This is a genomic window from Moraxella lacunata (assembly GCF_900453205.1).
Taxonomy (GTDB): Bacteria; Pseudomonadota; Gammaproteobacteria; order Pseudomonadales; family Moraxellaceae; genus Moraxella; species Moraxella lacunata_B.
In genome coordinates this window covers 598391-624757 of the sequence record NZ_UGQU01000001.1, presented here as the reverse complement: position 1 = coordinate 624757, position 26367 = coordinate 598391, and the positions used below count along the sequence as shown (strand labels likewise).

General features: G+C 46.1%; 24 protein-coding genes, 1 tRNA gene and 1 pseudogene. 21 read left to right on the top strand and 5 right to left on the bottom strand.

Going from position 1 to position 26367, the window contains the following annotated elements; translation table 11 throughout:
• Positions 1 to 39 precede the first annotated feature (39 nt).
• The gene (locus tag DX073_RS03000) at positions 40 to 840 is read left to right on the top strand and encodes a ferredoxin--NADP reductase (RefSeq protein ID WP_115005380.1); all 801 of its coding nucleotides are present in this window, start codon (positions 40 to 42) and stop codon (positions 838 to 840) included.
• 69 nt (positions 841 to 909) lie between these two features.
• Here DX073_RS03000 and DX073_RS02995 read toward each other — a convergent pair whose 3' ends face one another.
• Positions 910 to 2394, bottom strand: coding sequence for an alanine/glycine:cation symporter family protein (locus tag DX073_RS02995; protein ID WP_115005378.1), 1485 nt, complete (start codon positions 2392 to 2394; stop codon positions 910 to 912).
• A 206-nt stretch (positions 2395 to 2600) separates the two neighbouring features.
• Here DX073_RS02995 and DX073_RS02990 point away from each other — a divergent pair, with 206 nt between their 5' ends.
• From DX073_RS02990 to sppA, 16 genes and pseudogenes are all read left to right on the top strand, one after another.
• Complete coding sequence (locus DX073_RS02990; RefSeq protein WP_115005376.1) at positions 2601 to 3215, top strand: nicotinamidase; 615 nt, start codon at positions 2601 to 2603, stop codon at positions 3213 to 3215.
• A gap of 94 nt (positions 3216 to 3309) precedes the next feature.
• Positions 3310 to 3394, top strand: a tRNA-Leu gene (locus DX073_RS02985).
• Positions 3395 to 3848: 454 nt separating this feature from the next.
• Positions 3849 to 5255, top strand: coding sequence for a 30S ribosomal protein S12 methylthiotransferase RimO (gene rimO, locus DX073_RS02980; RefSeq protein WP_258556880.1), 1407 nt, complete (start codon positions 3849 to 3851; stop codon positions 5253 to 5255).
• Between the two features lie 260 nt (positions 5256 to 5515).
• Complete coding sequence (locus tag DX073_RS02975) at positions 5516 to 5812, top strand: PepSY domain-containing protein (protein WP_115005374.1); 297 nt, start codon at positions 5516 to 5518, stop codon at positions 5810 to 5812.
• Between the two features lie 165 nt (positions 5813 to 5977).
• Positions 5978 to 7612 carry a CTP synthase gene (locus DX073_RS02970; protein WP_115006355.1) on the top strand — a complete coding sequence of 545 codons (1635 nt, stop codon included), beginning with the start codon at positions 5978 to 5980 and terminating at the stop codon, positions 7610 to 7612.
• A gap of 69 nt (positions 7613 to 7681) precedes the next feature.
• The gene (locus DX073_RS02965) at positions 7682 to 7918 is read left to right on the top strand and encodes a hypothetical protein (RefSeq protein ID WP_079326063.1); all 237 of its coding nucleotides are present in this window, start codon (positions 7682 to 7684) and stop codon (positions 7916 to 7918) included.
• Entirely contained in the window at positions 7905 to 8324 is a 420-nt protein-coding gene (locus DX073_RS02960; RefSeq protein ID WP_181814354.1) for a PIN domain-containing protein, read from the top strand. Before DX073_RS02965 ends, DX073_RS02960 begins: the two co-directional genes overlap by 14 nt.
• The gene (kdsA, locus tag DX073_RS02955) at positions 8321 to 9187 is read left to right on the top strand and encodes a 3-deoxy-8-phosphooctulonate synthase (protein ID WP_115005370.1); all 867 of its coding nucleotides are present in this window, start codon (positions 8321 to 8323) and stop codon (positions 9185 to 9187) included. Before DX073_RS02960 ends, kdsA begins: the two co-directional genes overlap by 4 nt.
• Before the next feature lie 32 nt (positions 9188 to 9219).
• Positions 9220 to 10047: a substrate-binding periplasmic protein gene (locus DX073_RS02950; protein ID WP_115005368.1), complete on the top strand. Its 828-nt coding sequence runs from the start codon at positions 9220 to 9222 to the stop codon at positions 10045 to 10047.
• Between the two features lie 34 nt (positions 10048 to 10081).
• Entirely contained in the window at positions 10082 to 10510 is a 429-nt protein-coding gene (locus DX073_RS02945) for a hypothetical protein (RefSeq protein WP_115005366.1), read from the top strand.
• A gap of 459 nt (positions 10511 to 10969) precedes the next feature.
• Positions 10970 to 11509: a hypothetical protein gene (locus DX073_RS02940; RefSeq protein WP_115005364.1), complete on the top strand. Its 540-nt coding sequence runs from the start codon at positions 10970 to 10972 to the stop codon at positions 11507 to 11509.
• A gap of 70 nt (positions 11510 to 11579) precedes the next feature.
• Complete coding sequence (gene eno / locus DX073_RS02935) at positions 11580 to 12893, top strand: phosphopyruvate hydratase (protein ID WP_115005362.1); 1314 nt, start codon at positions 11580 to 11582, stop codon at positions 12891 to 12893.
• Position 12894: 1 nt separating this feature from the next.
• A complete protein-coding gene (locus tag DX073_RS02930; RefSeq protein WP_115005360.1) occupies positions 12895 to 13389 on the top strand; it encodes an FtsB family cell division protein in 495 nt (164 codons plus the stop codon).
• Positions 13389 to 14174, top strand: a complete 786-nt coding sequence (ispD, locus tag DX073_RS02925; protein WP_115005357.1) for a 2-C-methyl-D-erythritol 4-phosphate cytidylyltransferase — start codon at positions 13389 to 13391, stop codon at positions 14172 to 14174. The genes DX073_RS02930 and ispD overlap by 1 nt, the downstream gene beginning before the upstream one ends.
• Before the next feature lie 12 nt (positions 14175 to 14186).
• A pseudogene (locus DX073_RS15000) lies at positions 14187 to 16771 on the top strand (ComEC/Rec2 family competence protein).
• A gap of 350 nt (positions 16772 to 17121) precedes the next feature.
• Complete coding sequence (gene sppA / locus DX073_RS02910; RefSeq protein ID WP_115005351.1) at positions 17122 to 18162, top strand: signal peptide peptidase SppA; 1041 nt, start codon at positions 17122 to 17124, stop codon at positions 18160 to 18162.
• A gap of 52 nt (positions 18163 to 18214) precedes the next feature.
• On the opposite strand, the gene DX073_RS02905 is transcribed toward sppA, so the two are convergent.
• Positions 18215 to 18508, bottom strand: a complete 294-nt coding sequence (locus tag DX073_RS02905; RefSeq protein ID WP_115005350.1) for a DUF2218 domain-containing protein — start codon at positions 18506 to 18508, stop codon at positions 18215 to 18217.
• A gap of 180 nt (positions 18509 to 18688) precedes the next feature.
• Here DX073_RS02905 and DX073_RS02900 point away from each other — a divergent pair, with 180 nt between their 5' ends.
• Together DX073_RS02900 and DX073_RS02895 are read left to right on the top strand one after the other, a co-directional pair.
• The gene (locus DX073_RS02900) at positions 18689 to 19072 is read left to right on the top strand and encodes a CidA/LrgA family protein (RefSeq protein WP_115005348.1); all 384 of its coding nucleotides are present in this window, start codon (positions 18689 to 18691) and stop codon (positions 19070 to 19072) included.
• Entirely contained in the window at positions 19069 to 19773 is a 705-nt protein-coding gene (locus tag DX073_RS02895; RefSeq protein ID WP_115005346.1) for an LrgB family protein, read from the top strand. Before DX073_RS02900 ends, DX073_RS02895 begins: the two co-directional genes overlap by 4 nt.
• Before the next feature lie 47 nt (positions 19774 to 19820).
• Here DX073_RS02895 and htpX read toward each other — a convergent pair whose 3' ends face one another.
• The 3 genes from htpX to DX073_RS02880 form a co-directional block, all read right to left on the bottom strand.
• Positions 19821 to 20729, bottom strand: coding sequence for a protease HtpX (gene htpX, locus DX073_RS02890; RefSeq protein ID WP_029102027.1), 909 nt, complete (start codon positions 20727 to 20729; stop codon positions 19821 to 19823).
• A 163-nt stretch (positions 20730 to 20892) separates the two neighbouring features.
• Entirely contained in the window at positions 20893 to 21744 is an 852-nt protein-coding gene (locus tag DX073_RS02885) for a lytic transglycosylase domain-containing protein (RefSeq protein WP_079326337.1), read from the bottom strand.
• A gap of 126 nt (positions 21745 to 21870) precedes the next feature.
• Positions 21871 to 22473, bottom strand: coding sequence for a nitroreductase family protein (locus DX073_RS02880; protein WP_115005344.1), 603 nt, complete (start codon positions 22471 to 22473; stop codon positions 21871 to 21873).
• 297 nt (positions 22474 to 22770) lie between these two features.
• Between DX073_RS02880 and DX073_RS02875 the strand changes: the two genes are divergently transcribed.
• Positions 22771 to 23667, top strand: a complete 897-nt coding sequence (locus tag DX073_RS02875; protein WP_115005342.1) for a LysR family transcriptional regulator — start codon at positions 22771 to 22773, stop codon at positions 23665 to 23667.
• Between the two features lie 207 nt (positions 23668 to 23874).
• Positions 23875 to 26262, top strand: coding sequence for a penicillin-binding protein 1B (gene mrcB / locus DX073_RS02870; RefSeq protein WP_258556858.1), 2388 nt, complete (start codon positions 23875 to 23877; stop codon positions 26260 to 26262).
• The last annotated feature ends 105 nt before the right edge of the window (positions 26263 to 26367 follow it).

Here is a 26367-nt window from a genome sequence, read left to right as displayed (position 1 = left end):
CTTTAAAATAATGCTAATTTCAAAACCCAATAAAAAACCATGTCCGACCAAAACGCCACCCCCTTAACCGTACTTACCAAAACCCCCATTACTCCCACGCTATTTAGTTTTACTACCACTCGCCCTGACGGCTTTCGCTTTCTTGCAGGGCAGTTTGTACGGCTCGGGGTCAATCCCAGCGAATTAAAAAACACTCAAAACGCCCCTGATGAACGCATTTTCCGTGCCTATTCGGTCGCATCTAGCCCTTATGATGAGCAGTTGGAGTTTTTCTCGGTGGTCGTGCCTGACGGGGCGTTTACCAGTCAATTACAGCATTTGACGGTGGGCGATACGCTCTATCTTAACCCCGAACCCTTTGGCTTTTTGACCCTTGCCCGCTATCAAGAACCTGCCCCAAAGGATTTGTGGTTACTTGCCACAGGCACAGGGCTTGCTCCGTTTTTGTCCATGCTTGGCGATTTGACGACTTGGCAAAATTATGATGACATCGTACTGGTGTACAGCTCTCGCACCCATGCCGAGCTGGCTTATGTGAATACAATCAAAGAGTTAAGCCAAACTTTTGGTGAGCTTGTAGAAAATCCTGCCAAACTACACTTTGTGCCGATTGTTACCCGTGAGACGGTGGACGGCTGTCTAAACAGACGCATTCCTGCCTTGATAGACACGGGCGAACTTGAAAACTTTGTCGGTTTAAACTTAAATCCTGCCACTTCCCATGTCATGCTCTGTGGCAATCCTGACATGGTGGACGACACCAAAAACGCCCTAAAAAACAAAGGCTTGACCATGAACCGCCGTGGCGTGGGCAATATTGCGGTGGAGAATTATTGGTAATATTTAACAGATAAAATAAAACAGGGCAGGTGGTATCCATGCCCTGTTTTTGGTTTGTCTAGAAAATTATCAATCCTTCCACGCTGTTCTGTCCGCTTCATTTTTGAGTTTGGGGAACAGGTCGGGGTCGAAACTGATGTCTTTTAGGGCAACACCTGCTTTGATTTGACGCTCATAGTCCTTTAGGACACGCAGTGCCACAGGCGACAGCCACACAATGGCGATAAGGTTGATGACCGCCATGATACCCATCGTCAAGTCAGCAAAGTTCCAAACCGCTTTTAGGTCAGCAATAGACCCCACAAAGACCATGACAAGTAGGGCAATGCGTAGCCCCATCATGGCAAGCTTGGCGTTTTTTTGGCCAGACAAAAACTCAATGTTGCTCTCGCCATAGCTATAATTGGCAATGATAGACGTAAACGAAAAAAAGAAAATCGCCACTGCCACAAACACCACACCAAATTGCCCCACATATTGCGACAGAGCAAGTTGGGTAAGCTGAATGCCTGTCTGCTCAGAGTTTGGGTCTACCACACCCGACAAAATCACAATGGCAGCCGTTGCCGTACAGATGACAATGGTGTCTATAAACACCCCAAGCATTTGCATAAAGCCTTGTACAGCAGGGTGATTGGGGTAAGATTGGGCAGTTGCGGCAGCGTTGGGAGCAGAACCCATGCCCGCTTCGTTTGAGAACAGACCACGCTTGATACCGTTAATCATCGCTGTCGCAACGGTGTAACCAAGCACCCCGCCTGCGGCTTGTTCAAGTCCAAAGGCGGACTTAAAGATAGTGGCAATGGCGGCAGGGAACTGCGTGATGTTGGTAAGGATAATAAACACTGCAAGCAAAATGTACAAAATCGCCATAATTGGCACAATCTTACCTGCCACTTTGGCAACCGAACGCATACCACCAAAAACCACAGGGGCAACCAAAATTACCAAAAACACCCCCGTTGCCCAAGGCGGAATGTTGAAGGCTTGTAGGCTTGCTTGGGCAATGGTATTGGCTTGCACGCCATTAAAGGCAAGCCCAAAGGCAATCAGTAGACACACCGAAAAGATAATGGCAAGCCAGCGTTGTCCAAGACCCGCTTGGATATAATACGCAGGGCCACCACGAAAGACGTTGTCAGTGTGGGGGACTTTGTAAGCTTGGGCAAGAGCGGACTCAATAAAGCTTGTCGCCATACCCAAAATTGCCGTAACCCACATCCAAAACACCGCTCCAGCACCGCCCAAATAAATGGCGATAGCAACCCCAGCAAGGTTGCCCGTGCCGACCCGTGCCGCCAGCGATGTCATCAAGGCTTCGTACGAGCTGATACCGCCCGAGCGACCGCCCTGCCCCGACACCCTAAGCAGTTTCCACAGGTGTCCAAAATAGCGAAGCTGAGCAAAGCGAGTGGCTATGGTAAAATAAATACCCCCACCCACCAACAAAAACACAATAAGACCATACCAAGGATTGCCCGCTATCAGCCAATCGCCATTGCCCCAAATCAGGCTTACGCCCCAATTGATGAGACTATTAAACCACTCAATCATAACCGCTCCATTTTAGTTCACAAAAAAAGCAAGGCTTGACCTTGCTTTGGTAAATGCGGTATTATAAAAAAATTTGTCCATTATTACAAGTTTTTATGATGGCATTTTAGTTTCTTCTTATCAAAGCATTCATGTTAAAAATTAGACTTGCTTTATGATGTAATGTGATGCAAACCATTAAACAAATTAAAGAATAAGGAGTGTTTATGAAAGCCCTATTGGTTGTGGACGTACAAAACGGTTTTGTCGGTGGCAATCTGGCGGTGGCAAACAGCCATACGATTATCCCCACGATTAACCGCTTGATTGCTCATTTTGATACCGTGATTTTGACCCAAGATTATCACCCTGCCGACCACATTTCATTTTACCAAAATCATGACGGCAAAGCCCCATTTGACACCATAGAGCTACCCTATGGCACACAGGTGCTTTGGAATGCTCACTGTGTACAAGGCACATCGGACGCTCTTTTTCATGCTGATTTGCAGGCGGATAAAGCCCAGCTTATCATTCGCAAAGGCTATCATCGCCACATAGACAGCTATTCGGCATTTATGGAAGCCGACAGGGCGACCAAAACAGGGCTGGCGGGCTATCTTCATGAGCGGGGCATAGACAGCGTGTATGTGGTGGGGATTGCGACCGATTTTTGTGTGGCGTGGACGGCGATAGATGCCGTAGCGTTTGGGTTTGATTGTACGGTCATCATGGACGCCACCGCCCCCATTGACATCGATGGCTCGCTGGATAAGGCGATGGCGGACATGACAGAAGTTGGGGTGAAATTTGTCAATTCAAAAGATATTTTAAATCAATGACTTATAAACTTTTTAAAATTCTTAGCAAAAAATACTTGCCAAATTTTAAAAGTCGTATATAATACGCCACATCAAGACAACTTGATACAAATCTGGGGTCGTGGCGAAATTGGTAGACGCACTGGATTTAGGTTCCAGCGGGGCGACCCGTGAGAGTTCGAGTCTCTCCGACCCCACCATATATAAAAACCTGCTGTTAAGGCGGGTTTTTTGCTATGTAAATTTTGATATTTAAAAAATAGGGTAAATGGCAATTTATCCCTATATGACAGATTTTATATTATATTTTATAAAGAATTTTAAAATTGCCACAAATTTATGATATGTAGGTGTAGGGACGTGCTGAGCACGTCCAATAAGTATCACATCATCAAGGGCGTGTTCAACACGCCCCTACAAGCCTGTGGTAAATATTAAGCCTATTAGGTGTATATGATAAAGGTAAAATCATTTACCCAAAATTCATCTCTGCCTAAAACCCATTCCCAATCAGCCAAGTTTATCCTTAGCCAAAATACCATGACTGTTCAAACCTTTAATCCCAAAAATCCAAATCCTAATCCTAGCGAAGTCGGTTATCATCATAAAGCCAACCATAACCAAAACCGCACCCTAGAAGAGTCGGCAAGCCTGATGCAAATTGCTGAACCCGGTGGCGGTTTATCTAGTGAAATCGTCAAAACACCCAAAGTGGGGTTTGTCTCACTGGGTTGCCCCAAAGCACTGGTGGATAGTGAACGCATTATCACCGAGCTGACAAAAGAAGGTTACCAAGTCGCCAAAGACTATGATGGGGCGGATCTGGTGGTGGTAAACACCTGTGGATTTATCGAGTCTGCCGTCCAAGAAAGCCTTGATGCCATCGGTGAAGCCATCACCAAAAATGGCAAAGTCATCGTTACAGGCTGTCTGGGTAAAGATGCCGAAAAGATTCGCACCATGCACCCTGCGGTACTGGCGGTAACAGGGGCTCATGCGTATGAGGAGGTGGTCAAGGCGGTAACGCACCATGTGCCAAAACCTGCCAAATCCAAGACTTACGACCCCAAAATCGACCTCATCAATGACGCAGGCATTAAGCTCACTCCTGCTCATTATGCCTATGTCAAAATCAGCGAGGGCTGCAATCACCGCTGTACTTTTTGTATCATTCCGTCCTTGCGTGGGGATTTGGTCTCTCGTACCATCGACAGCGTGATGAATGAAGCGGTCGCCCTTAGAAAAGCAGGGGTCAAAGAACTACTCATCATCAGCCAAGACACCTCTGCTTATGGCGTGGATTTAAGGTATAAAATGGCGTTTTGGCAGGGCGAGCCGATAAAGACGAAGTTTTTTGATATGTGTCAGGCACTGGCACGGCTTGGCATTTGGGTGCGACTGCATTATGTCTATCCTTATCCGCATGTGGACGATGTGGTGCAAATCATGGCGGACAGCATGAAAGATAGTGGCGGTAAGGGTGGGCTTTTGCCGTATCTTGACATTCCCTTTCAGCACGCAAGCCCCTCTGTCTTAAAGGCGATGAAACGCCCTGCCATGAGCGAAAACACGCTTGAACGCATTGCCAGATGGCGGGAAATTTGCCCCCAGATTGTCATTCGTTCTACTTTTGTGGTGGGCTTTCCAGGGGAGACCGAAGAAGATTTTGAATACTTGCTTGACTGGCTAAAACAAGCACGCCTTGACCGTGTGGGCTGTTTTACTTATTCAGAGATTGACGGGGCGGTGGCAAATGGTTTGCCAAACCCTGTGCCAGAGTCTGTGAAGCAAGAGCGTTACGAGCGGTTTATGGCGGTCGCCCAGCAAATCAGCGAAGAAAAACTGCAAGAAAAAGTCGGGCAAACGTTGGTGGTATTGGTAGATGAAATTGATACCGAAGAAAATATCGCCATTTGCCGTAGCTATGCCGATGCCCCTGAGATTGACGGTCATGTCTATGTGGATAATATTGATGAGACGGTCAAGGTTGGCGAATTTTTAACCGTTACCATTGATGAAGCCAGCGAATATGATTTATTTGCCAGTTTTGGGGCGGTTTGATAAAAGGAGGTTATTGATAAGCCGGTCATACATTAGTGAAAGCCTTGATTGCATTGGGTGATTGTTTGGTAAAACATTAATCACTTTGTTAAGCGAACTGTGATCTTTGTGAAGTTGAGTAATAAAGTGGACGTAAAGTGTAGCCTGCCCTTGCGAGCGGAGGATTTTATGATAAAATGGCGCCGATTTATGAGCTGATAAAAATCGGCTTTACCATTAATATTCACCCATAATATTTATTATCCCATTTGGAGGCAATCATGAAAAAAATATTAGCAACTGTATTGGCGTTATCTCTGCTAACCCCTGCTGTGGCTTTTGCAGATAATGACGACCACATTGAGCGTGAGATTCGCACAGATGTCAATTACCAAGCTAATGTCAAAAAAGCCACCCAGCTTTTGCAAAGCAAGGGTTATCAGGTAGTGGATATCGACCCTGATGCACATCGTGGTCAAAAGACCTTAGAGGTTGAAGCTTATAAAAATGGTCAAGAGTACGACATTCGCCTAAGCTATCCCAACCTAGAAATTTTAAGCGAACGCCTTGATGATTAATTAGGCAACTGATTGATAAACGATCCAAAAAGACTTGAACCTATCAAGTCTTTTTTTGTTTTGGGTGTAGGTTTTGACAAAAATTTTTGGGATTTTACCATTGCCCCCTATATTTTTTTGGCAATTTTTAGTAAAATTCTCTTTTACCAATAAGCGATGATTGACATGACTAAATTTATTTTTGTAACAGGTGGCGTGGTTTCCTCACTCGGTAAGGGCATTGCCGCCGCTTCTTTGGCTTCTGTGTTAGAAGCCCGTGGTCTTAAAGTTACCATGACCAAAATGGACCCTTATATCAATGTGGACCCTGGCACGATGAGTCCGTTTGAGCATGGCGAGGTGTTTGTTACCGAAGACGGGGCGGAGACCGACCTTGATTTGGGCTATTATGAGCGTTTTTTAAGACATTCTAAAATGTCTCGTGCAAATAACTTCACATCGGGGCGTATTTACCAAACGGTGCTTGCCAAAGAACGCCGTGGCGATTATCTTGGCAAAACCGTGCAAGTCGTTCCGCATATCACGGACGAGATTCAAAGCCGTATTCTAGCGTCAGGCGAGGGTTATGACGTTGCCATGATTGAGATTGGTGGGACGGTGGGCGACATTGAGAGTCTGCCCTTTATGGAGGCGGTCAGACAGCTCATGGTAAAACTTGGGCGTGAAAACACCATGCTCATGCACTTGACCCTACTGCCTTATATCTCGTCCGCCAGCGAACTCAAAACCAAGCCCACTCAGCATTCTGTCAAAGAACTATTGTCCATTGGCATTCAGCCTGATATTTTGGTGTGCCGTACCGAGCATGACGTGGACGATGACACCAAGCGTAAGATTGCGATGTTTACCAACGTCCCTGAGCGTGCGGTGGCGGTGTGTAAGGACGCTCGCAGTATTTATGAGATTCCACGCACTTTTTATGAGCAAAATTTGGACGATTTGGTCTGTGAGCGTTTTGGCTTTAATCAGCCCGAAGCTGATTTGTCCGATTGGGATAAAGTGATAGATGGTCTGTTTGGGGCGACAGGCGAGATTGTCGTGGCAATGGTGGGCAAATATGTAGAATTGCCCGATGCTTATAAATCAGTCAATGAAGCCTTGCTTCACGCAGGCATTCACAACAAAACCAAAGTTAAAATCCACTACATCGATGCCGAAAAACTAGAAACCCAAGATACCCTTATGGGCGAGCTAAAAGCCTGCCATGCAATTTTGGTACCAGGGGGATTTGGCGAGCGTGGCACCCAAGGCAAGATGAAAGCAATCCGCTATGCCCGTGAAAATGGTGTGCCGTTTTTGGGCATTTGCTTGGGTATGCAACTTGCGGTGATTGAATTTGCTCGCAATGTTTTGGGTTTGGAGGCCAATTCCACCGAATTTGACCGCAAAACCGCTAATCCAATTATCGGTCTCATTACCGAATGGTTTGATGAAAAGGGTGATTTGCAAGTGCGTTCACTGGATAGTGATTTGGGTGGGACAATGCGACTTGGCAAACAAGAGGCAAATCTGGTGGCAGGCTCTCGCATTGCCAAAATCTATGGGGCGAGCACCATTTTTGAACGCCACCGCCACCGCTATGAGATGAACTCTCGCTACATCGAGCCGTTGGAGACAAAAGGGCTAAAAATCTCAGGCTACTCTGCAAAACAAAATCTTGTGGAGACGGTGGAGCTTGACAACCATCCGTTCTTTGTGGCGGTGCAATATCACCCTGAGTTCACAAGCTCGCCCCGTGGCGGACACCCACTCTTTAATGCCTTTATTCATTCGGCAGTTGCATTGCAAAATGGCAAATAAAGCATTACAATAAAATAAATGGGGCGGTTTTCGCCCTGTTTATTCATTGGGAAGACAAAAGGGGATAAGATGATTGAAATTATGGTTACAGACATCGCCAAATATGACATGGTGCAAATTTTACAAAAGGCAGTGCAAGGCGAGCAGGTGATATTAAAGCATGATAATGTGGCGGTTAGTTTAACACCAAATAAGCCACAAGCTGATGAAAGGCAATTGGCATTTGATGAATTTTTTGCCAAAATGAAAGGCAAATTGCCAGCCAATTATGAGTTTAATAGAGATGAATTATATGACCGCCCATAATCGCTATTTTATGGATAGTAATATTTTATTATATTCTATTGGTAATGATGACAAACAGCCCATTGCAGAAAAATTATCACGCAATCCTAATGCCGTGATTAGCACCCAAGTATTAAATGAATTTTGCAATGTGGTTTTTCGTAAAAAACTCATGACAGATGATGAATTATTATCATCAATACGATTTTTTAAAAAGTATTTTATCATTATTGACTTAAATAGCGATTTTGTGGTTGATGCTTTGCACATCAAAAAGCGTTATCAATATTCTTATTGGGACAGTTTGATTATTGCAACTGCTCTATACGTAAACACACCCATTTTATATTCCGAAGATATGCACCACAATCATATCATTGAAAACAAACTTACCATTATCAATCCATTTTATAAGGAAAACCCATGACATTAACCGCCAAAACTACCATTGAATTATCATCACAATCAGGCGATATAAAGATTGCCAATGAGTTGCCATTTGTGTTATTCGGTGGCATGAATGTGTTAGAAAGCCGAGAACTCGCCTTTGAGATTGCTGAGAGCTATATTGAGATTTGCAAAAAGCTAGATATTGGCTATGTATTTAAGGCAAGTTTTGATAAAGCCAATCGGTCAAGCCTACATTCATTTCGGGGGCCTAGCCTAGATACGGGGCTAACGTGGCTAAACGACATCAAAGAAAAATACGGCGTGCCAATCATTACTGATGTGCATGAACCCTACCAAGCCTCCCCTGTGGCAAAGGTGGCGGACATTTTGCAAATTCCTGCATTTTTAAGCCGTCAGACCGACCTTGTGAGTGCCATTGCTCGCACGGGGGCGGTGATTAACATCAAAAAAGCCCAGTTTCTCGCTCCCCACGAGATGAAACATATCATCAATAAATGTTTGGAGGCTGGCAATGACAATGTGATTTTGTGTGAGCGTGGCACTTCCTTTGGTTATAATAATTTAGTGGTGGATATGCTCGGCTTTGACACCATGAAAGCGATGAATGTCCCTGTGTTCTTTGATGTAACGCACGCCTTGCAAACCCCCGGTGGACGAGCGGACAGTGCAGGTGGTCGCCGTCATCAGATTACCACCCTTGCCAAAGCAGGCATGGCGACAGGACTGGCAGGTCTGTTTTTGGAGGCTCACCCAGACCCTGATAAAGCCAAATGCGACGGTCCTTGTGCGTTAAGATTGTCGCAATTAGAACCGTTTTTACGCCAAATCAAAGAATTGGATAATTTGGTTAAGGGTTTTGAAGTGCTTGATACGCATTGATATTTTTTAACAGTAATTAAGGAAATTTTGTTATGAATTTAATCAAAAAGTCTGTTTTGATGAGTGTTTGTGCGTTTTTGGTGGCGTGCAATACAATGCCAACAACATATAAAATACAAGCCCCAACGCCCGAACCTACGCTACAAACTTTTGTGGTGGCGGTTGATGATGATTATCCGCCTTATGATTTTTTTGATGACAAAGGGCAGGCAACAGGTTTTGATGTGGATATTTTAAGAGCGATTGGGGCAAAACAAAATATCCCATTCACTTTTAAACCTGTCAAATGGGATAATATGGTGGAGGGTTTGGAAAATAAAAAATTCCAAGTCGCATTATCGGGTTTTGCTTATAGTGATGAGCGTGCTAAGCAATATCAGGTTTCTAATACCTATGCTTATGGGCAAGATATTATTGTTACTCTAAAAGCCAATGAACAAACCAATATTCCGCAAACGCGTGAAGAATTAAAAGGTAAAAAAGTCATTACCTTAGGCAACAGTCCTTATATTGAAGAATTGGAAAGTGTTTTGGGTAAAGGCAATCCCAATATTATTGGTGTGCCAAACAGTCTTTTGATGTTGCAAGGATTGGTAGATGGGACAGCAGATGTGGCATTAACCGATAAAATTGTCGCACAATATTATGCCCAATCTTTTCCCAATGCCAAATTTAATTTAACAGGCACGGGCGATTATTTTGAGCCTTATCCTTTGGTAATTGTTGCCAATAAAGATGAAGCGGAATTGATGAAAAAAATCAATGCAGGCTTGGTAGAAATTGTTAAAGATGGCACTTATAGCAAAATTTATCAAAATTGGTTTGGCGAAACACCAAAACAATTGCCAGAAGTAAAATAATTTTTTTATAAAGTTTTTAAAAAGGAGATTTAAAATGAAAGTCCCTTTTCATTCAATCGCAATCATATTAACAAGTGCCATATTAACAGCGTGTGCCACCACTTCCAATCCTTATGAGCATTTAAGTCCGCTTGACTATGATGTCAATACTTATCAACCGCCTTGTCAGACAGTTACGCAAACAAGGGGTGGGGCGATTGTGGGGCAATATACCCAGTGTCCGCAAGTGCAGTATTATTGTACTTTAAAAAGTACAGGTCAGCGTATTCAATGTCCAAAATTTAATATGGAAAAGTATAATCAGGCAATGAGTCAATTGGATTATATGCATTGGCAAGAGCTGTGCGACCACGCCTATCGTGCCAATCTTAATTGGCGAGAAGGCATGGTAAAAATCAAATCATCATTGGCGGGTCAAAAAAATCCTTTATGTGATGAATATGGCAATCCTAACCCAAGATAATTTGGTTAAGGGTTTGAAGTGCTTGATACGCATTAAATAAAAGTTACAAAGATAATCTTTGGGGATTAAAATATCGCTCTATGGTGTTTTTTTATTCATTTGGATAATTGTTTTGCCGTTATACCATATTTTAACACCCAAAGATTGTCGTGGATTATTAGATATTTATCGTATAATTAAAGAAAAACCGACTTTAAAAATGGTATCAGCTTTTATAGTTGGAATTATTGTATGTATTTGTTATATTTTAATGATATTTTTATTTTTTAAAAATTATCAAAATGCAATTATTGAAGGGTTTTGAGGATAAGCGTAATATGTAAGGTGCGTATAAATAACGCACCGTTTAAAATCCCAAATCTAAATGGTGCGTATTACGCACCTTACTTCCAAAGCCGATTTTGTGGTAATTTTGCAGTTCTTTGACTGTACACGCAATTAAAGTCTAGGGTTTTTAAAATGAAAAAATTTCTCTTATTTCCTTTAATGGCGATATTGGCAACCAATGCTTATGCCAATAACAAGATTGATACTGTCAAAAATATTGTCGCATTGGCAGAAAATGGCGATATTTTTAATTTAACCAAAACGGCTGAAAGTCTAAATCTTAAAGATGAGATTGATAGGGCAAAACATCAACCTGTGGCGTATGATAATCGCATTGAATATACTTATCCAATCCACACCCATCAAGCAATCCAGTCCATTTCTTATAGCGTGTCGTTTGGTGGGCGTGATTTAAGTGAAGTGCATAAAAATGTGAGTATTGCTTTTAAGTCAAAACATTGCCCAAGTATTGATGACTTACAGATAGCCTTTGGCGAAAAGTTAATGGTAAGCGAATGGGGGAGTCCGCCAAGTTTGCAAATAGGGCAAAATGGTTCTAGGCAGGGTGTGCGTTATGAAAGTTATTATATTAGCACATCAAATCAGCTGATTTTTGTGGAAAATAATGGCTGTGAATTTTCGGTGTTGGGGCGGACGGACGAGTTTAAATAACAGTTTATGCCAGCCAAAATTTGTGTTATAATCTAGCTAAATTTTTACCCAACTATTGAAGGATTTTGTTATGTACGCTGAAAACACCGATAATGCCACCCAAATCAAAGACATCGTGGCTCGTGAGATTCTCGATTCTCGTGGTAACCCAACCATTGAGGCAGACGTGATTTTGGCGAATGGCGTGTGTGGTCGTGCCGCCGCTCCGTCTGGTGCGTCCACAGGTTCTCGTGAGGCGTTGGAGCTAAGAGACGGCGACAAATCTCGCTATTTGGGTAAGGGTGTCAAAAAAGCGGTGGCAAATGTGAACAGCCAAATCCGCTCAGCTTTGCTTGACAAGGACGTAACCGCCCAAAGTGAACTTGATAAGATTTTGATTGACCTAGACGGCACAGAGAATAAAGCCAACCTAGGGGCAAACGCCACGCTTGCGGTGTCGCTTGCCATTGCCAAAGCAGGGGCAATTGCCAAAAATTTGCCACTTCATCAGTACATCGCCAATTTGCGTGGGCAAACCAGCTTAACCATGCCTGTGCCGATGATGAACATTCTAAACGGTGGGGCTCACGCCGATAATACCGTGGACATTCAAGAATTTATGATTGAGCCTGTGGGCTTTACGTCTTTTTCAGAGGGGCTTCGTGCAGGGACAGAGATTTTCCATAGCCTAAAATCCGTGCTAAAAGCCCAAGGGTTAAATACTGCCGTGGGCGATGAAGGTGGTTTTGCCCCGAACCTGCGTTCTAACGAAGAGGCGATTACTGTCATCATGAAAGCCATTGAACAAGCGGGCTACAAGGCAGGGCAAGATATTTTCCTAGCTCTTGACTGTGCGTCTAGCGAATTTTATAAAAACGGTCAATATGTGCTAGAAGGTGAGGGCAAATCTTACGACAGCCAAGGCTTTTCGGATTATCTGGCAGGGCTTGTGCGTCAATATCCGATTATCTCCATTGAAGATGGTCTTGATGAGAGCGACTGGGATGGCTGGGCGTATTTGACTCGTCAGCTTGGTGATAAAGTGCAACTGGTGGGCGATGACCTATTTGTAACCAATCCAAAAATCCTGCGTGAAGGCATTGATAAAAACATCGCCAACGCCATTTTGATTAAATTTAACCAAATCGGTACGCTCTCTGAGACGCTAGACGCCATTTATCTTGCCAAAGAAAACGGCTATGCGACCGTCATCAGTCATCGTTCAGGCGAGACCGAAGATAGCACCATCGCTGATTTGGCGGTGGGTACGGCAGCAGGACAAATCAAGACAGGCTCGCTATGTCGCTCCGACCGTGTTGCCAAATACAACCAACTGCTACGCATTGAGCAAATGGTAACAGCAAGCTATCGTGGGCGTGCTGAGTTTATCGGACTGCGTGGCTAATATGGCAACCCAAAAAACTGATGATGCTTTTTCATCAGACCATCAAACACCCAACCAAAAAGTAGGCGTTAGCTTTTCGCCTACTTTTTTGGGTTATCTGCTACTCATTATTTTCGGAGCGGTGGTGCTGGCAGGTCTACAACACCAATACTGGTATGGCGAGTTCGGTCATCATGCGTTTGATGAGTTAAATAATGAACTTGCCAAACAACAAAAAATCAATGCTACTCAGCAAGCGGTCAATGACACGTTACGAGCTGATGTCCGTGATTTAAAATCGGGGCTGGGTGCTATTGAAGAGCATGCCCGCCTTGATTTGGGTTTGATTAAGTCAGGCGAGACATTTGTGGAGTTGTCCGTTGCCCCCATGGTGAGTGATAGGGAGATTCCCTATGGCGTGGATGGGGTGAGTGCGACCGAGCCTGTTGATGGACTCATCGATGATGACATGGGTGAGAATGCCTTTACGGGCGTTAGCGGTGATACGGGCGAGTGATGAAGCAGACAAGTCCCAACCTACCCATTCACGCACTCATCGTCTCGGCAGGGCGTGGCAGTCGTTTTGGGGCGGATGTGCCAAAGCAGTATTTGACGGTGGCAGGGCGAACGGTGTTAGAGCATGGCGTGGCGTGTTTAAATGTCCCTGCCGTCACTGATTTGACGCTTGTGGTCGCCAAAGATGATACGCTGGTGCCGTCTTTGGATTTTGAGTTTAACCGCCCTATTTATCTGACCGAAGGTGGGGCAGAGCGTTTTTTGTCGGTCAAGGCAGGCGTGGATGACATCGCTCGGCGAGCGGTTGGTGATGTATGGGTGCTTATCCATGATGGTGCCAGACCATGCTTGCCTGCCGATGATTTGACCCGCCTGATTGGTGCGGTGCGTGAACTAGAACGGCTTGAACAGACGGATGGTAAGTATAACCCAGTAGGAGCGACACTTGCCACGCCTGTGGTTGATACCTTAAAACTTGCTCATGATACCAACAGCTCTGCCTTGATAGGTTGCCAATATATCAATGGTCAGATACATCGCACCATAGACCGTCATCAGCTTTGGCAAGCCCAAACCCCCCAAGTATTTAGACTGCACGCCTTGCAAGCCATGCTTGATAAGGTCATCGCTGATGGGCTGATGATTACCGATGAAGCCAGTGGGTTTGAGCAGTTCGGTCAGTCGGTGGCTTTGGTGCAAGGTTCACGCATGAACATGAAGCTGACTTATCCTGATGATTTGGCGATGATTGAGCTGATGTTGCGACATGGCATGGGTCAAGCCTAAGATGTGGGTGTGATGTTGATTTGGCTTGTGTTTATTGGCGTGGCGTTGATGGTGCTTGCCACGCTGGATGTCTTGCCCAGCCATGACATGACAGCCGTGAGCAGTCAGCTGTTTGGCATGGATGCGACTCATGGGGTGGGTTTTATGATGATGAGCATGCTCTTATTGGGGTGTGCTTTTTTATGTTTTAAATTTAATCAGTTTCATCCCAAATCCGCTTTTGCCCGAGTGGGGCAGGTTGCCGTGCAGGTGCTACTGGTCGGCTTTGTGGTGCTATTATTCATACTTCGCACCATCAGTACCGAACAGGCGTTTACAAATACTGCTCATGCCATCCCTGAGCATGGCTATACCATCACCGCCAAAGTGACGGTGCATGAGATTAGCGACAGCGTGTATGACACAGGGAGCTATTATCGCCAAAAAGCAGTGCTGTCTGATTTGACATTTGGCGGTGACCGCTTGTTGGATGGCTTTAATGATGTTGGTAAGAATAATAAAGATAGCAAAGATGAGGGCGAGCACACAAGGACAGAGACCCATAACCCATTTGCTGTTACCGCAGACACACCCGAATCCCATCCGCCCCTGCCCAGTCAGATGACGGTACTACTCCAAGTGGCAGATGTCAAGGATAATAAGGACGGCTCGAACCGCCATCAGCTCGCCAAGCTACACCCTGCCACGACCGCTTACATGACGCTACGTATCACACCCATCACTGCCGACCCTAGTGCGTCAGGCTTTGACAGTCAGCGGTGGCTTCGTACACGCCACATCCATGCCAATGCCCGAGTATTGGCGGTGCATGATGAGCCGATACCCCTGCTACAGGTCGGCTTGGTGGGGCATTTAGAGCGATTTCGCCATGCGTTACGCACGCATTTTTATAAAGATTGGCATGCTCTTAGTGATGATAAACAGCAAGCCCGAGCGGTCACGCTTGCCCTATTGACGGGCGATAGGGCATTAATCAGTCGTGCGACCAAAGACCTATACCAGTTTGGCGGTATCAGTCATCTGCTTGCCATCTCGGGCATGCATGTGGTGCTATTGGCGACGATGTTGAGCTTTGGGGTGTGTTATCTGACCGATAGATTTTTGCCATATTATCAGCGACTGCCCCGCCATTGCCTGCGACTGTTTGTCATGGTGGGGGCGAGCATGATTTATGCGTTGTTTACAGGCTTTGATGTGCCTGCGGTGCGGACGGTTTACATGCTGTTGGCGGTGGCGGTGGCAGGCTATTTGGCATTGCCTTTGTCGTCGTTGGCGGTGCTGATGTGGGTAGGGCTGGGCATGATATGGCTTGACCCTGTCATGGTGTGGCAAGCGGGGTTTTGGCTGTCCTTTGTGGCGGTGGCACTGCTCATGAGTTATGGCGAGCGAGAGTTTGATGTGCCGGTCATATCCATAAAAGACCGTCTGGTCGGTTTATTAAAATTACAAAGCTATCTCTTTATTGCCATGCTTCCTGTGTCGCTGTTGTTTTTGGCAAAGTCTCGCTGTGGGGGTTGTTTGTCAATCTGTTTGCGGTGGGACTGTTTGGGGCGGTCATCGTGCCGATAAATTTGGTGGCAGGGGTGATTTTTGTGGTGTTGCCGAGCCTTGCTGATGTGCTTTGGGGTGTCTCATCGCTGATATTGGCATGGCTTCATCAGCTCCTGACGTGGTTACAGAGCCTAAGTGATGTGTGGCTGTATCAGACCACGAGCGTGATAGGCATGGCACTGTTTGCCCTTGGGGTGGCGGTGTGGGTTGCCCCTGTGATAGAGCGGAAGTTTGCATTGGTGCCACTCATGGCGGTGGCGATGATGGTGTTATTTGTAGATAGACAAACGCCATTTAGCGTGATGGTGTTAGACGGTGATGATAAGGTTAGCCAAGTACTCATCCGTCAGCAAGGGGCGGATAATGGCGATGATGCGGTGTGGCTCGTGTTGTCGGATTTGCAAGATGATAAGGCGGTAGGACATGATAAAGTGGCGAGTGTTCTGCACGACAAACTGCGTCAGCACGGTGTCCACCATCTGACAGGGGTCATCGTGCAGACCCCAAGCCATCGCATGAGTGATGTGGTGGCAACGCTGGCACAGGATGTGCTTATCCATCGCTATTGGCAGGCGGGGCAACCTACAAACACCGTGCAGGGCTTGCCTATGCAGGCGTGTGGGGCAGGGCGGTCATGGTCGGGGCAGGGGCTTGCCGTATCGGCAATGACAGGCTGGCAGATGATAGATGATGAGCGGGTGTGGAGCTGTACCATCATCGTTGAGAGCGAGCTGATGCCTGCCATCATGGGTGGTATCCATCATGATTATGGCGATGATGATGGTCGTGATGACCAAAAAAGCAAGCAGACAGGGTCACGACTCATCATTAACGGAGCGACCCATGAGTATGCATGGCACATGTATGAGAGTATGTGCCATGATGAACAGGTGCATGCCGATGTGTGGTTTGGACACAGTCGCCATGCTGTAAGTGGGACGGTGTTGGCACAAACTTTGCCATCACGGTTTGTTTTTACTGACAAAGATACAGCGGACAACCGTGAGCGAGCCGAGCTGATGATGATAGAGCTTGGTGGTCAGTAGACACGCCCTTAACAAATTGATAAAATTTAAGGCGAGCATTTGGCGGTATTTGTGTTAAAATAACCCTTTTAAAATTTAAAATCATCTAAAACCGACCACACGGTTTTAATTTGGATTTTTAAAAGGGCGTGCCTGCCTTTTGTATTTGCAATGAAAAATGAGAAAAATCGCACGTTTTTCAAGGAAAAAACGCAGGTTGATAGTCGCTCTATCAAGCAAGTTTTTGACTTCGAGCCACAAGATTTAGCCATTTTTCATGCAAAAACAATTAGTTTTTTCTAAAATATTTCTATATTGTAAATAGTGTCATAAAGGTTCAACACGTCCAAGTTAAGTCAGGAAAATACATCATGGCATGGCCACCAAACCCCAATAAAGACAACTCAAACGAACGCCCAAACCCAGCGCCACAAACACCGCCCAACCAATACAGCGGTCAAGAGTGGCGACTGCTAGAGAAAACACTCATGGCAAGTCTTGATGAGCAAAGAAAAGCCCGCCGTTGGGGGATATTTTTTAAATTGCTCACGTTCGGCTATATCGTTTTTATCATCGCCGTCATGGGGCGTGGGTGTAGCACTGCCAGTAGCACCATGCCACTAGAAGCGAACTCGCCCCATTTGGCGGTGGTGGAAGTCAATGGCGTGATTGCCAGTGACAGCGACGCCAATGCTTATGACATCAGCTCAGCATTGACCGAAGCCTTTGAAAATCCTAATGCCAAAGCCGTTGCCCTTGCCATCAACTCCCCTGGGGGTTCGCCCGTGCAGTCGGACGAGATTTGGCAGACCGCCATGGAACTACGTAAAGACAACCCCGACAAAAAACTCTATGCTGTTATTGGCGACATTGGAGCAAGTGGGGCGTATTATATCGCCAGCTCTGCCGATGAGATTTGGGTGAATCCATCAAGTCTGGTCGGCTCTATCGGGGTCATCATGTCAAGCTATAACACCGAAGAGCTGATGAAAAAAATCGGTGTCCAAGACCGCACCATGACATCGGGGCAGTACAAAGACATCCTATCCATGTCTCGCCCCATGACCGAAGACGAGCGGGTACACGTCCAACAACTGCTTGACACCACACACCAAAACTTTATCGACGCGGTCAAAGAAGGGCGTGGCGATAAGCTCAAAAATGCCGAACAAAACAACGTGTTTAGCGGTCTGTTTTGGACGGGTAAAGAGTCGCTTGAACTGGGACTTGCTGACAAAGCAGGTGGTATTAGCAAGCTAGAAAAAGAGCTGGGCGTTGAGCATTCGGTGAATTACACTTATGTAGACCCTATGCGTAAGGTCTTTGACCGTCTTGGCGTGCAAATCGGTAAAGGTCTAGGACAGGGCGTGCAAATGAGCATTGCAGAAAACAGCCAAAGCAAATTGCAGTAATAAAGGCTAAAACTAAAAAAGGGCGTGATTGCCCTTTTTTATTGCCCTAAATTTAATCTTGCCAATCATACTCAAACGTCTGGTTTGCCATGCGGTCTAAATGGTCGCTAATGACAAAGCGTAGGCGAGTTTCATCATAAGGGCGTTCGGGGCTGTCGGTAGTTTCGTTACGAGTGTACTCAATGTACAGCTCATCATCGTGGGGTGTAAACACAACGTCCGCCCCTGCCATTTTGACCAAATAACCCGTGTCGGTCTCGGTAACTTCTACTTTATGGCGAAAGTGGTTGGTTAGGCGTTTGGCAAGTCTTGCCCCTTCGGTGGTGCGAACACGAACGTATGGCATATCATCTCCTGTGGTGATTTGGAAAAATAGAGATTATTAAATAAGACCTATTTTCATCAAATCAAGCCTTTTTATCAAATTTAACAAAATAAAATAACAATTTCAATTAAGCGGTGCAAATTGCCATAAAGTTTTGTACAATACGTCATCTTGGGTATCTTTGGGTCGGATAAAACCGTCATGATTTTAAAAGCATTTTTGATTATTTTTGGGTGTGTGTTTTTGGGCGAGATTTTTATCGCCCTGACAGGATTGCCCCTGCCCCCGAGCGTGATTGGGCTGATTATCCTATTTGGGGCGTTGCAGACAGGCGTGGTTAAGTTAGAGACGGTGCAGAGCCTTGCCAAGACCTTACTGGACTACTTGGTGCTAATGGTCGTGCCTGCCTGTATCTCCATCATGCAGTATCTGGACATCATTCGGGCGGATTTGGGGGTGCTTATCGGGGCGACTGCCATCAGTACATTGATGGTACTGATTGTGACGGGTAAATCCTATGAGTGGCTACGGCACGCCCAAAAAGCCAGACATCAAGGACGAACAAATCAAGGGGGTAGCTCATGAATACCGAGCTGTCAGAGCTATTAAACAGCCCCTTTTTTCTGCTATTTATGCTCATCGCTGTCTTTCACGGCTGTATGCACATCAAAGCCCGTTTCAAAAATCAGCTCATCAACCCCACACTCATCACAACCATCGTGGTTATCATCTTACTAAAAGCGCTAAATATAGAGTGGGTGAGCTTTGAGCAGGCGAGTCACCAACTGACCTTTTGGTTGCAGCCTGCGGTTGTGGCACTTGCCATTCCGCTTTATGTTCAGTGGCAAAAAATCCGCTCGCAGTGGTTTCCTATTATCATCTCACAACTGCTAGGCTCGCTCACGGGTATTATCTCAGGGGTGTGGCTTGTGCGTCTGATGGGGGGCAGTGAGCAAAGTGCCATCGCCATCGCCCCCAAATCTGTCACCATGCCGATTGCCATCGAGGTCACCGATAAATTGGATGGGGTGATGGGTATTACCGCCAGTACCGTACTCATCGCAGGTGTGGTGGGGCAGATGATGGGCATAGGCGTGCTGTTATTTGTCAAATCCACTCATCCTATGGCGTGGGGGTTATCCATGGGGACAGCGTCGCACGCCCTTGGTACGGTGCGTGTCATGCAGATGGGGTCAAGGTTTGTGGCGTATGCGACAGTGGGGCTGATTTTAAATGGTATTTTAACGGCATTTTTAGCCCCTGTGATTGTGCCGTGGTTGCTTTAATAAAAAATCCCCAATCAAGGGGATTTTTATGACATGATGACATGATGTTAATTGGCAGGTAGTTTTTGCAGTGCCGAGATACGCTCATCCAATGTCGGGTGTGTGCGGAACAGATTGGCAATGCTAAATCCTTGGGATTGACCGCTAGAAATGGCAAAGGCTTTCATGCTCTCTGGCATTTGATCGGGGCGAGCTTCGGCGGGACGTAGGGCGTTTAGGGCACTAATCATCTTGTCACGGCTGGCAAGTTTTGCCCCCATCTCGTCGGCACGGTATTCACGCAAGCGAGAGAACCACATGACGATGGCACTTGCCAAAAAGCCAAGCAAGATGTCCATAACCATACTGGTTACAAAGTAGCCGATACCAGGGGAGTCGCTTTCGTTTTTAAAGACCACTTGGTCAACAAATGAGCCGATGATACGGGCAAAGAACATGACAAAGGCGTTCACCACACCTTGAATTAAGGCAAGCGTTACCATGTCGCCATTGGCAACGTGTCCGATTTCGTGAGCCAATACCGCTTCGACTTCATCGGCGGTCATGGTGTGTAGCAGTCCTGATGAAACAGCGACTAGGGCAGAGTTTTTGTTCCACCCTGTGGCAAAGGCGTTGGGTTGGGCATTGTCAAAAATACCCACTTCGGGCATGCCAATACCGACAGCTTTGGCTTGTTTGGCGACGGTATCCACAAGCCACTGCTCGGTGGCGTTACTGGGACGTTCAATGATGACCGTACCTGTGGATTTTTTTGCCATCCATTTTGACAAAAATAAAGAAATCATTGAGCCAATCATGCCATAGCACAGGCATAATACGGCAAGCGAACCATATTGAAGTCCGCCCGGTCCATGCACACCGCCCAATCCAAAGACTCTACTTAGGATAAAAAAGGCGATACCTGCCACGACCATGACGGCGACGTTGGTGAGTAAAAATAAACCAATGCGTAACACGGTAAATTTTCCTTAAAATAAAAGTTGCAAAATAAAAATGCCCCCATTGGCATTACTGCTATTATGGGGCATGACGTTAAAAATTTAAATGGTAGTTGTGTAACTGATTGATTATTTTTACAAAAATTAGATATTTTTTTAAAATCAACCAGTTACAAGCACATTATTTATGGATGTAAATACGTCCTGAGCCACTACCAACACTGGGGTTTTGGGGAGTGGCGTAGTTATTATTTGGGGTGGTGTAAGTAATGCTGACATTTTGAACGCCTGACGAGCTGGGTACTTGCAAGGTGGTCGGGGCGGGCGTGGTAAAGTTTTGGTTCATTGCCAAGTGCGTGCCACCCCCGATAATACCCGTATCATGGCGATAGAGACTGGCATAACGGCTGTTTACCGAGCGGACGTAATTTTGGGTTTCCCGAAATGGAGGAATGCCACCATGTTTGCGGACATTGCCCAATCCTGCATTGTAGGCGGCGACGACGTGGTCACGGTTGCGAAATTGGCGTTGTAGCCATGCAAGATATTTTACCCCGCCTTCAATGTTTTGGACGGGGTCCCAAGCGTTACTTACGCCCATGTCTCGGGCAGTACCGGGCATGAGCTGCATAAGTCCCATTGCCCCCACAGGTGAGCGAGCATTTGGGTTGAAGGCAGATTCGGTGTGAATGATGGCTTTGACAAGGGCAGGGTCTACGCCATGACGAGCAGCGGCGGCACGGATTAAATGGTCGTAGGCGTTACGGTTGGCACTGCGACTGGGTGTGGCGGCGGTCGTTGGGTTGTAGGTGCTAGGGATGTTGCCGTTAGAGTGTAATTTGGTGTCAGGGTAATAGGTAACACTGATTTGGGTGAATTTTTTGGTGCCACTGGCGTTTTGTTGGACATTGGTCAAAAATTTTTGTCCGTTATCGCCATCTTCATAGACATAGATGGTATTGGCTGTGGCATGTGTGACAACAGCAGAGAATAGGGCGACGGGCAGTAGGCGACTTAAAAGAATGTTGGTCATGGTCTTTTGGTTGTTAAAATGGTAAATACCTTAATTATAACACAAAAATTTATTTTTAAAAAATAAAACCAAGATTTTTTATCTTGGTTTTATCTCTGTTTTCATGCCAACTTGTCTGTTTGATGATTAACCAAAGACTTTTAGGCGTTCTGCCACAGGGGCAAACGTTTTCTCGCCAGCAGGGGCGACAATACCGCCAAAGACCATTTGGGCGACCAGTTGCCAGTTGCTAGGCACGCCCCATTCGCTTGCCACGAAGTCATTAATGAGTGGGTTGTAGTGCTGTAAGTTGGCACCGACATTGGCGGAAGCTAGGGTTGTCCAGATGGCATACTGCACCATGGCATTGGCGTGACCTGCCCAGATGGGGAAGTTGTCGGCATAAGCAGGGAATTGTTTTTGCAAGCCTTTGACCACGTCAGTATCTTCAAAAAACAGCACCGTGCCTGCCCCTGCTTTAAATGCGTTTAATTTGTCTTGGGTGGGGGCAAAATTCTCGGCAGGTACGATAGCATGCAAAATTTCGGTGGTGGCGTCCCACAGTTTTTCGTGTTCAGCCCCGTGTAGCACCACAAGGCGAGTGGACTGTGAGTTAAAGGATGATGGTGTATGTAGTAGGGCGTGTTCGACGATTTGGTCGATTTGTACGCTGGTTAGGGGGCTATTCTTGTCTAGGGCATAGATAGAACGGCGAAGTTCAGCGGTGGCTTGTAGGGTTTGAACAGACATGGGCATTCCTTATGTTAAGAATGAGTAGAATGGGATTTATTATAAATTAAAATAATAAGAAAACAATAGCCATTTTGTTAAAGGTTTGTTTCTTATTAAGAAAAGGTTTATAATGGCAAAATGGTTTTGTTAAGCATACACAATAAACTTTAAAATTACTACAAACACAATGATGTTTGGATGTAGGGGCGTGCTGAGCACGCCTTGCATGGTAATGTCATCAAAGGGTGTACTCAACACACACCCCGCAAAACCTATGGCAAAATATCAAGCAATCAATAACAAAGAACCTCCAACATGGACACACTTACCAGCATCAAAGTCTTTCATCAAGTGGTTTTGACAGGCAGTTTTACCAAATCTGCCGACAGCTTAGATATGTCGGTGGCGATGACCAGTAAGCACGTCGCTCACTTAGAACGCACGCTTGGCACCAAGCTGTTACACAGAAACAGTCGCAATATTCATCTGACCGATGCAGGCGAGCAGTATTATCGTGAGTCGCTGTATGCCTTGGAACTGTTAGACAGTGCCAAAGAGACTGCCCAAGGGGCAACCGCTGGCGTGCGTGGCATGTTAAAAATCACCATGCCCAGATGGTTTGCCAATCCTAAGATGGCAGGCTATTTGAGTGAATTTCAGGCACGTTATCCTGACGTGATTTTGAATGTCTCGCTGTCCAACCAGTTCGTGGATTTGGTGGCGGATGGTTTTGATTTGGCACTGCGAATCACCCACGACCCCAAGCCATCTTTGATAGCTCGCCCTTTGACACGCATGGATTTTTATCTGGTGGCAAGCCCTGATTATCTGTCACGCCATGGCACGCCGACCACGCCCGATGAACTAAACGACCCTGCTTGTCATCGGGTGATATTGCCAACGTATGTCAAAATGGACAGTGTGTCCATTTATCATCACGCCACGCAATCGGAATTTGTACTAAACCCCAAGCCGTCCATGTACAGTAATGACACACCCATGATTAGTGAGCTGGTACGGGCAGGGGCAGGGATTGGCTATGCCCCAAGCTGGCTTGTTGAGCATGATTTGGCAGATGGGCGACTGGTGCGACTGCTTGCTGATTATGAGCTGTTGTCGGTCACGCTCTATGCGGTGTATGTGGATAGGGCGTTTTTGAGTGCCAGAGTACGGGCGTTTATTGATTTTATGGTGGAAAAGTTGGATGGTTAGGATTGAGCCATTTTTGATGTAAAAATAGAGTGAAATTTTTAAAATTTGTTTTCTTTTTATAAAAATGTTATCAATGGTAGGCACGCCCTAATTATATCCTGTCAGCCATCTGTAACATTTGGGCGGTTCTCCATGTTTTTTTCACTTGCCAAACGCCTGATTTTAACGTTATGATATGACACTTTTAATATTTTAACAATGATTATCATGCTAAATCATAAAAAAATCCCCAACCGCTCGCCAAAATCAGAGCAGGGGCTGATGCTTGTTGGGTTTTTGCTGTTGGCTATCATCATCGCAGGGCTGGTGTTTTTGGCGATGTATGCCTATAAGTTAAACAGCGAGATTGTCAGTAAATTTGAAAATCGCCGTTGGGACATTCCTGCCACGGTCTACTCTCGTCCGCTAGATTTGGAGCAGGGCGTGGCGGTCTCTGATGCCAATTTTAAGGCGTGGCTTGACATGCTAGGATATAGCCAAGGCGATGTCAATCAGACGGGGCGTTATGAGAAATCGGGCAATACCTACACGGTGCATATACGGGGGTTTGATTATGGCGATGGCGAGATAGACCCAGCACAGGTGCTAAAAATCACCTTTAACGCTGGCAAAGTCGCCAAAATCCAAAGCACCAATCCTAATACAGATGGGGTGGTGCGTTTAGAGCCGATTAACATTGGCGGTATCTATCCTGAGAATAACGAAGACCGCATTTTGCTGACCAAAGATACCATGCCGAGGCAGTTGGTGGATGCACTCATTGCGACCGAAGACCGTGGTTTTTATGAACATTATGGCATCTCACTGCGTGGCACGAGCCGAGCGTTGCTCTCCAACATCACAGGGGGCGAACGTCAAGGCGGTTCAACCATTACCCAACAGCTCATCAAAAACTTCTACCTAAACTCCGAACGCACCCTAAAACGCAAGGCAAATGAAGCCTTGATGGCTCTGCTGTTAGAGCGTCATTATAGCAAAGATGCGATTTTGCTGGCGTATTTAAATGAGATTAATCTGGGACAAAATGGCAATCGTTCGGTCAATGGCTTTGGCATTGCATCGCATTTTTATTTTGACAAGCCCATATCAGAGCTAAGTCTTGACCAATATGCCTTGCTTGTCGGGGTTGCCAAGGGGTCAAGCTATTATAATCCCAGAAAGCACCCCGAGCGGGCAACCGAACGCCGTAATACCGTGCTACATAACATGCTAATCATGGGTAAAATCAGCCAAGATGAGTATAATGAAGCAACCGAGCGACCACTGGGCGTGGTCAAAACCCCTGCCATCGCCAAGCCCAAATTCCCTGTTTTTTTTGATGCGGTCAGCCGTGAGCTAAGACAGTATTATAAAGACAGCGATTTGCGTGGGGCGGGGCTAAAAATCATCTCAACGCTAGACCCGATTGCCCAAATGTCGGCAGATAAAGCCATTAGTGAACATTTAAATAAAAAAGTTAATAAAAACAAGAAGCTACAAGGGGCATTGGTCAGTGCTGACCCTGCCACGGGCGAGCTCGTTGCCATCGTGGGCAGTGCCAGCGACTTTACGGGGTTTAACCGTGCCATTGATTCAAAACGACAGGTCGGCTCATTGTTAAAGCCTGTCATCTACATGACCGCCATCCAGTCGGGTAAATACCACTGGGCAACCCCTGTCAAAGATGAACCCATCGCCTATCCTGCTGGTGGCAAATCATGGACACCCAAAAACTATTCTGGCAGAAGCTATGGCGATGTCCCTATGCTCACCGCCCTTGCCAATTCTTATAACCAGTCAGCGGTCAATGTTGGCATGGATTTTGGGGTAGATGTGTTCGCCAAACAGCTACGTCAGTTGGGAGTGGTGAGTGAAGTCCCTCACTACCCATCGGTCATGCTTGGGGCGATTGATTTGTCGCCCATGGACATGCTCGGGGTCTATCAAGTCTTTGCCAGTGGCGGTTATCACACCCCCATTCATAGCATTCGTCGGGTCATCAGCGAGACGGGCAAAGTGATTCAGCGAACAGACGATAACATCAAATCGACGGCACGCATACCGCCTGAGGTCATGACGGTAACAAACTTCGGTCTACAACAAGTGGTCAAAGACGGCACCGCCAAAGGCATGGGTAACATTGGCAATACTTATAAACTCGCTGGCAAAACAGGCACGACCAATGATGCTCGTGATGCGTGGTTTGCAGGGTTTAGTGGTAACTACGTCTCGGTGGTGTGGGTTGGACGTGATGACAATAAGCCTATTGGGCTGACAGGGGGGTTGGGAGCGTTGCCAATTTGGGCGGATTATATGAGACGGCTTAACCTAGCCCCTGTGCGTCTTAATGAGAGTGATAAAGTGGCGTGGCTGTGGCTCGATGGCGAGACAGGACTGCTCTCCGATGAAGCCTGCGAGCATGCCATGTATGTGCCAGTATTGGCAGAACATGCCCCCAAACAAAGCACGTCTTGTCTGAGTGAAGAGTATTATCATGATGAACCAAGCGAGACAGCTGATGAAGTCATTGACGATGGCGAAGTGGTCTATGGCGAGGTGGCTGATGATGTCGTGGAAGAAGAGGTGGTCTATGGCGAAGTAGAAGAGAGCTTTTGATGTATAGCCATTAAAAACCATTTGCAAAATCAAATCAATACTGCTATCATTGATTTATGACAAAATAGTGACAAAACCGTAACAAAGCCATGACAAAACTGTAAA

What these genes read in the sequence shown, in the direction of transcription:
- mrcB (WP_258556858.1), top strand. Translation starts at nt 23,875, where the DNA reads ATGCTAAATCATAAAAAAATCCCCAACCGCTCGCCAAAATCAGAGCAG.
- DX073_RS02990 (WP_115005376.1), top strand. Translation starts at nt 2,601, where the DNA reads ATGAAAGCCCTATTGGTTGTGGACGTACAAAACGGTTTTGTCGGTGGC.
- eno (WP_115005362.1), top strand. Translation starts at nt 11,580, where the DNA reads ATGTACGCTGAAAACACCGATAATGCCACCCAAATCAAAGACATCGTG.
- DX073_RS02900 (WP_115005348.1), top strand. Translation starts at nt 18,689, where the DNA reads ATGATTTTAAAAGCATTTTTGATTATTTTTGGGTGTGTGTTTTTGGGC.
- DX073_RS02880 (WP_115005344.1), bottom strand. Translation starts at nt 22,473, where the DNA reads ATGTCTGTTCAAACCCTACAAGCCACCGCTGAACTTCGCCGTTCTATC.
- DX073_RS02965 (WP_079326063.1), top strand. Translation starts at nt 7,682, where the DNA reads ATGATTGAAATTATGGTTACAGACATCGCCAAATATGACATGGTGCAA.
- DX073_RS02905 (WP_115005350.1), bottom strand. Translation starts at nt 18,508, where the DNA reads ATGCCATACGTTCGTGTTCGCACCACCGAAGGGGCAAGACTTGCCAAA.
- sppA (WP_115005351.1), top strand. Translation starts at nt 17,122, where the DNA reads ATGGCATGGCCACCAAACCCCAATAAAGACAACTCAAACGAACGCCCA.
- DX073_RS02885 (WP_079326337.1), bottom strand. Translation starts at nt 21,744, where the DNA reads ATGACCAACATTCTTTTAAGTCGCCTACTGCCCGTCGCCCTATTCTCT.
- DX073_RS02995 (WP_115005378.1), bottom strand. Translation starts at nt 2,394, where the DNA reads ATGATTGAGTGGTTTAATAGTCTCATCAATTGGGGCGTAAGCCTGATT.
- DX073_RS02950 (WP_115005368.1), top strand. Translation starts at nt 9,220, where the DNA reads ATGAATTTAATCAAAAAGTCTGTTTTGATGAGTGTTTGTGCGTTTTTG.
- kdsA (WP_115005370.1), top strand. Translation starts at nt 8,321, where the DNA reads ATGACATTAACCGCCAAAACTACCATTGAATTATCATCACAATCAGGC.
- rimO (WP_258556880.1), top strand. Translation starts at nt 3,849, where the DNA reads ATGCAAATTGCTGAACCCGGTGGCGGTTTATCTAGTGAAATCGTCAAA.
- DX073_RS03000 (WP_115005380.1), top strand. Translation starts at nt 40, where the DNA reads ATGTCCGACCAAAACGCCACCCCCTTAACCGTACTTACCAAAACCCCC.
- DX073_RS02975 (WP_115005374.1), top strand. Translation starts at nt 5,516, where the DNA reads ATGAAAAAAATATTAGCAACTGTATTGGCGTTATCTCTGCTAACCCCT.
- DX073_RS02940 (WP_115005364.1), top strand. Translation starts at nt 10,970, where the DNA reads ATGAAAAAATTTCTCTTATTTCCTTTAATGGCGATATTGGCAACCAAT.
- DX073_RS02930 (WP_115005360.1), top strand. Translation starts at nt 12,895, where the DNA reads ATGGCAACCCAAAAAACTGATGATGCTTTTTCATCAGACCATCAAACA.
- DX073_RS02875 (WP_115005342.1), top strand. Translation starts at nt 22,771, where the DNA reads ATGGACACACTTACCAGCATCAAAGTCTTTCATCAAGTGGTTTTGACA.
- DX073_RS02960 (WP_181814354.1), top strand. Translation starts at nt 7,905, where the DNA reads ATGACCGCCCATAATCGCTATTTTATGGATAGTAATATTTTATTATAT.
- ispD (WP_115005357.1), top strand. Translation starts at nt 13,389, where the DNA reads ATGAAGCAGACAAGTCCCAACCTACCCATTCACGCACTCATCGTCTCG.
- DX073_RS02970 (WP_115006355.1), top strand. Translation starts at nt 5,978, where the DNA reads ATGACTAAATTTATTTTTGTAACAGGTGGCGTGGTTTCCTCACTCGGT.
- DX073_RS02945 (WP_115005366.1), top strand. Translation starts at nt 10,082, where the DNA reads ATGAAAGTCCCTTTTCATTCAATCGCAATCATATTAACAAGTGCCATA.
- DX073_RS02895 (WP_115005346.1), top strand. Translation starts at nt 19,069, where the DNA reads ATGAATACCGAGCTGTCAGAGCTATTAAACAGCCCCTTTTTTCTGCTA.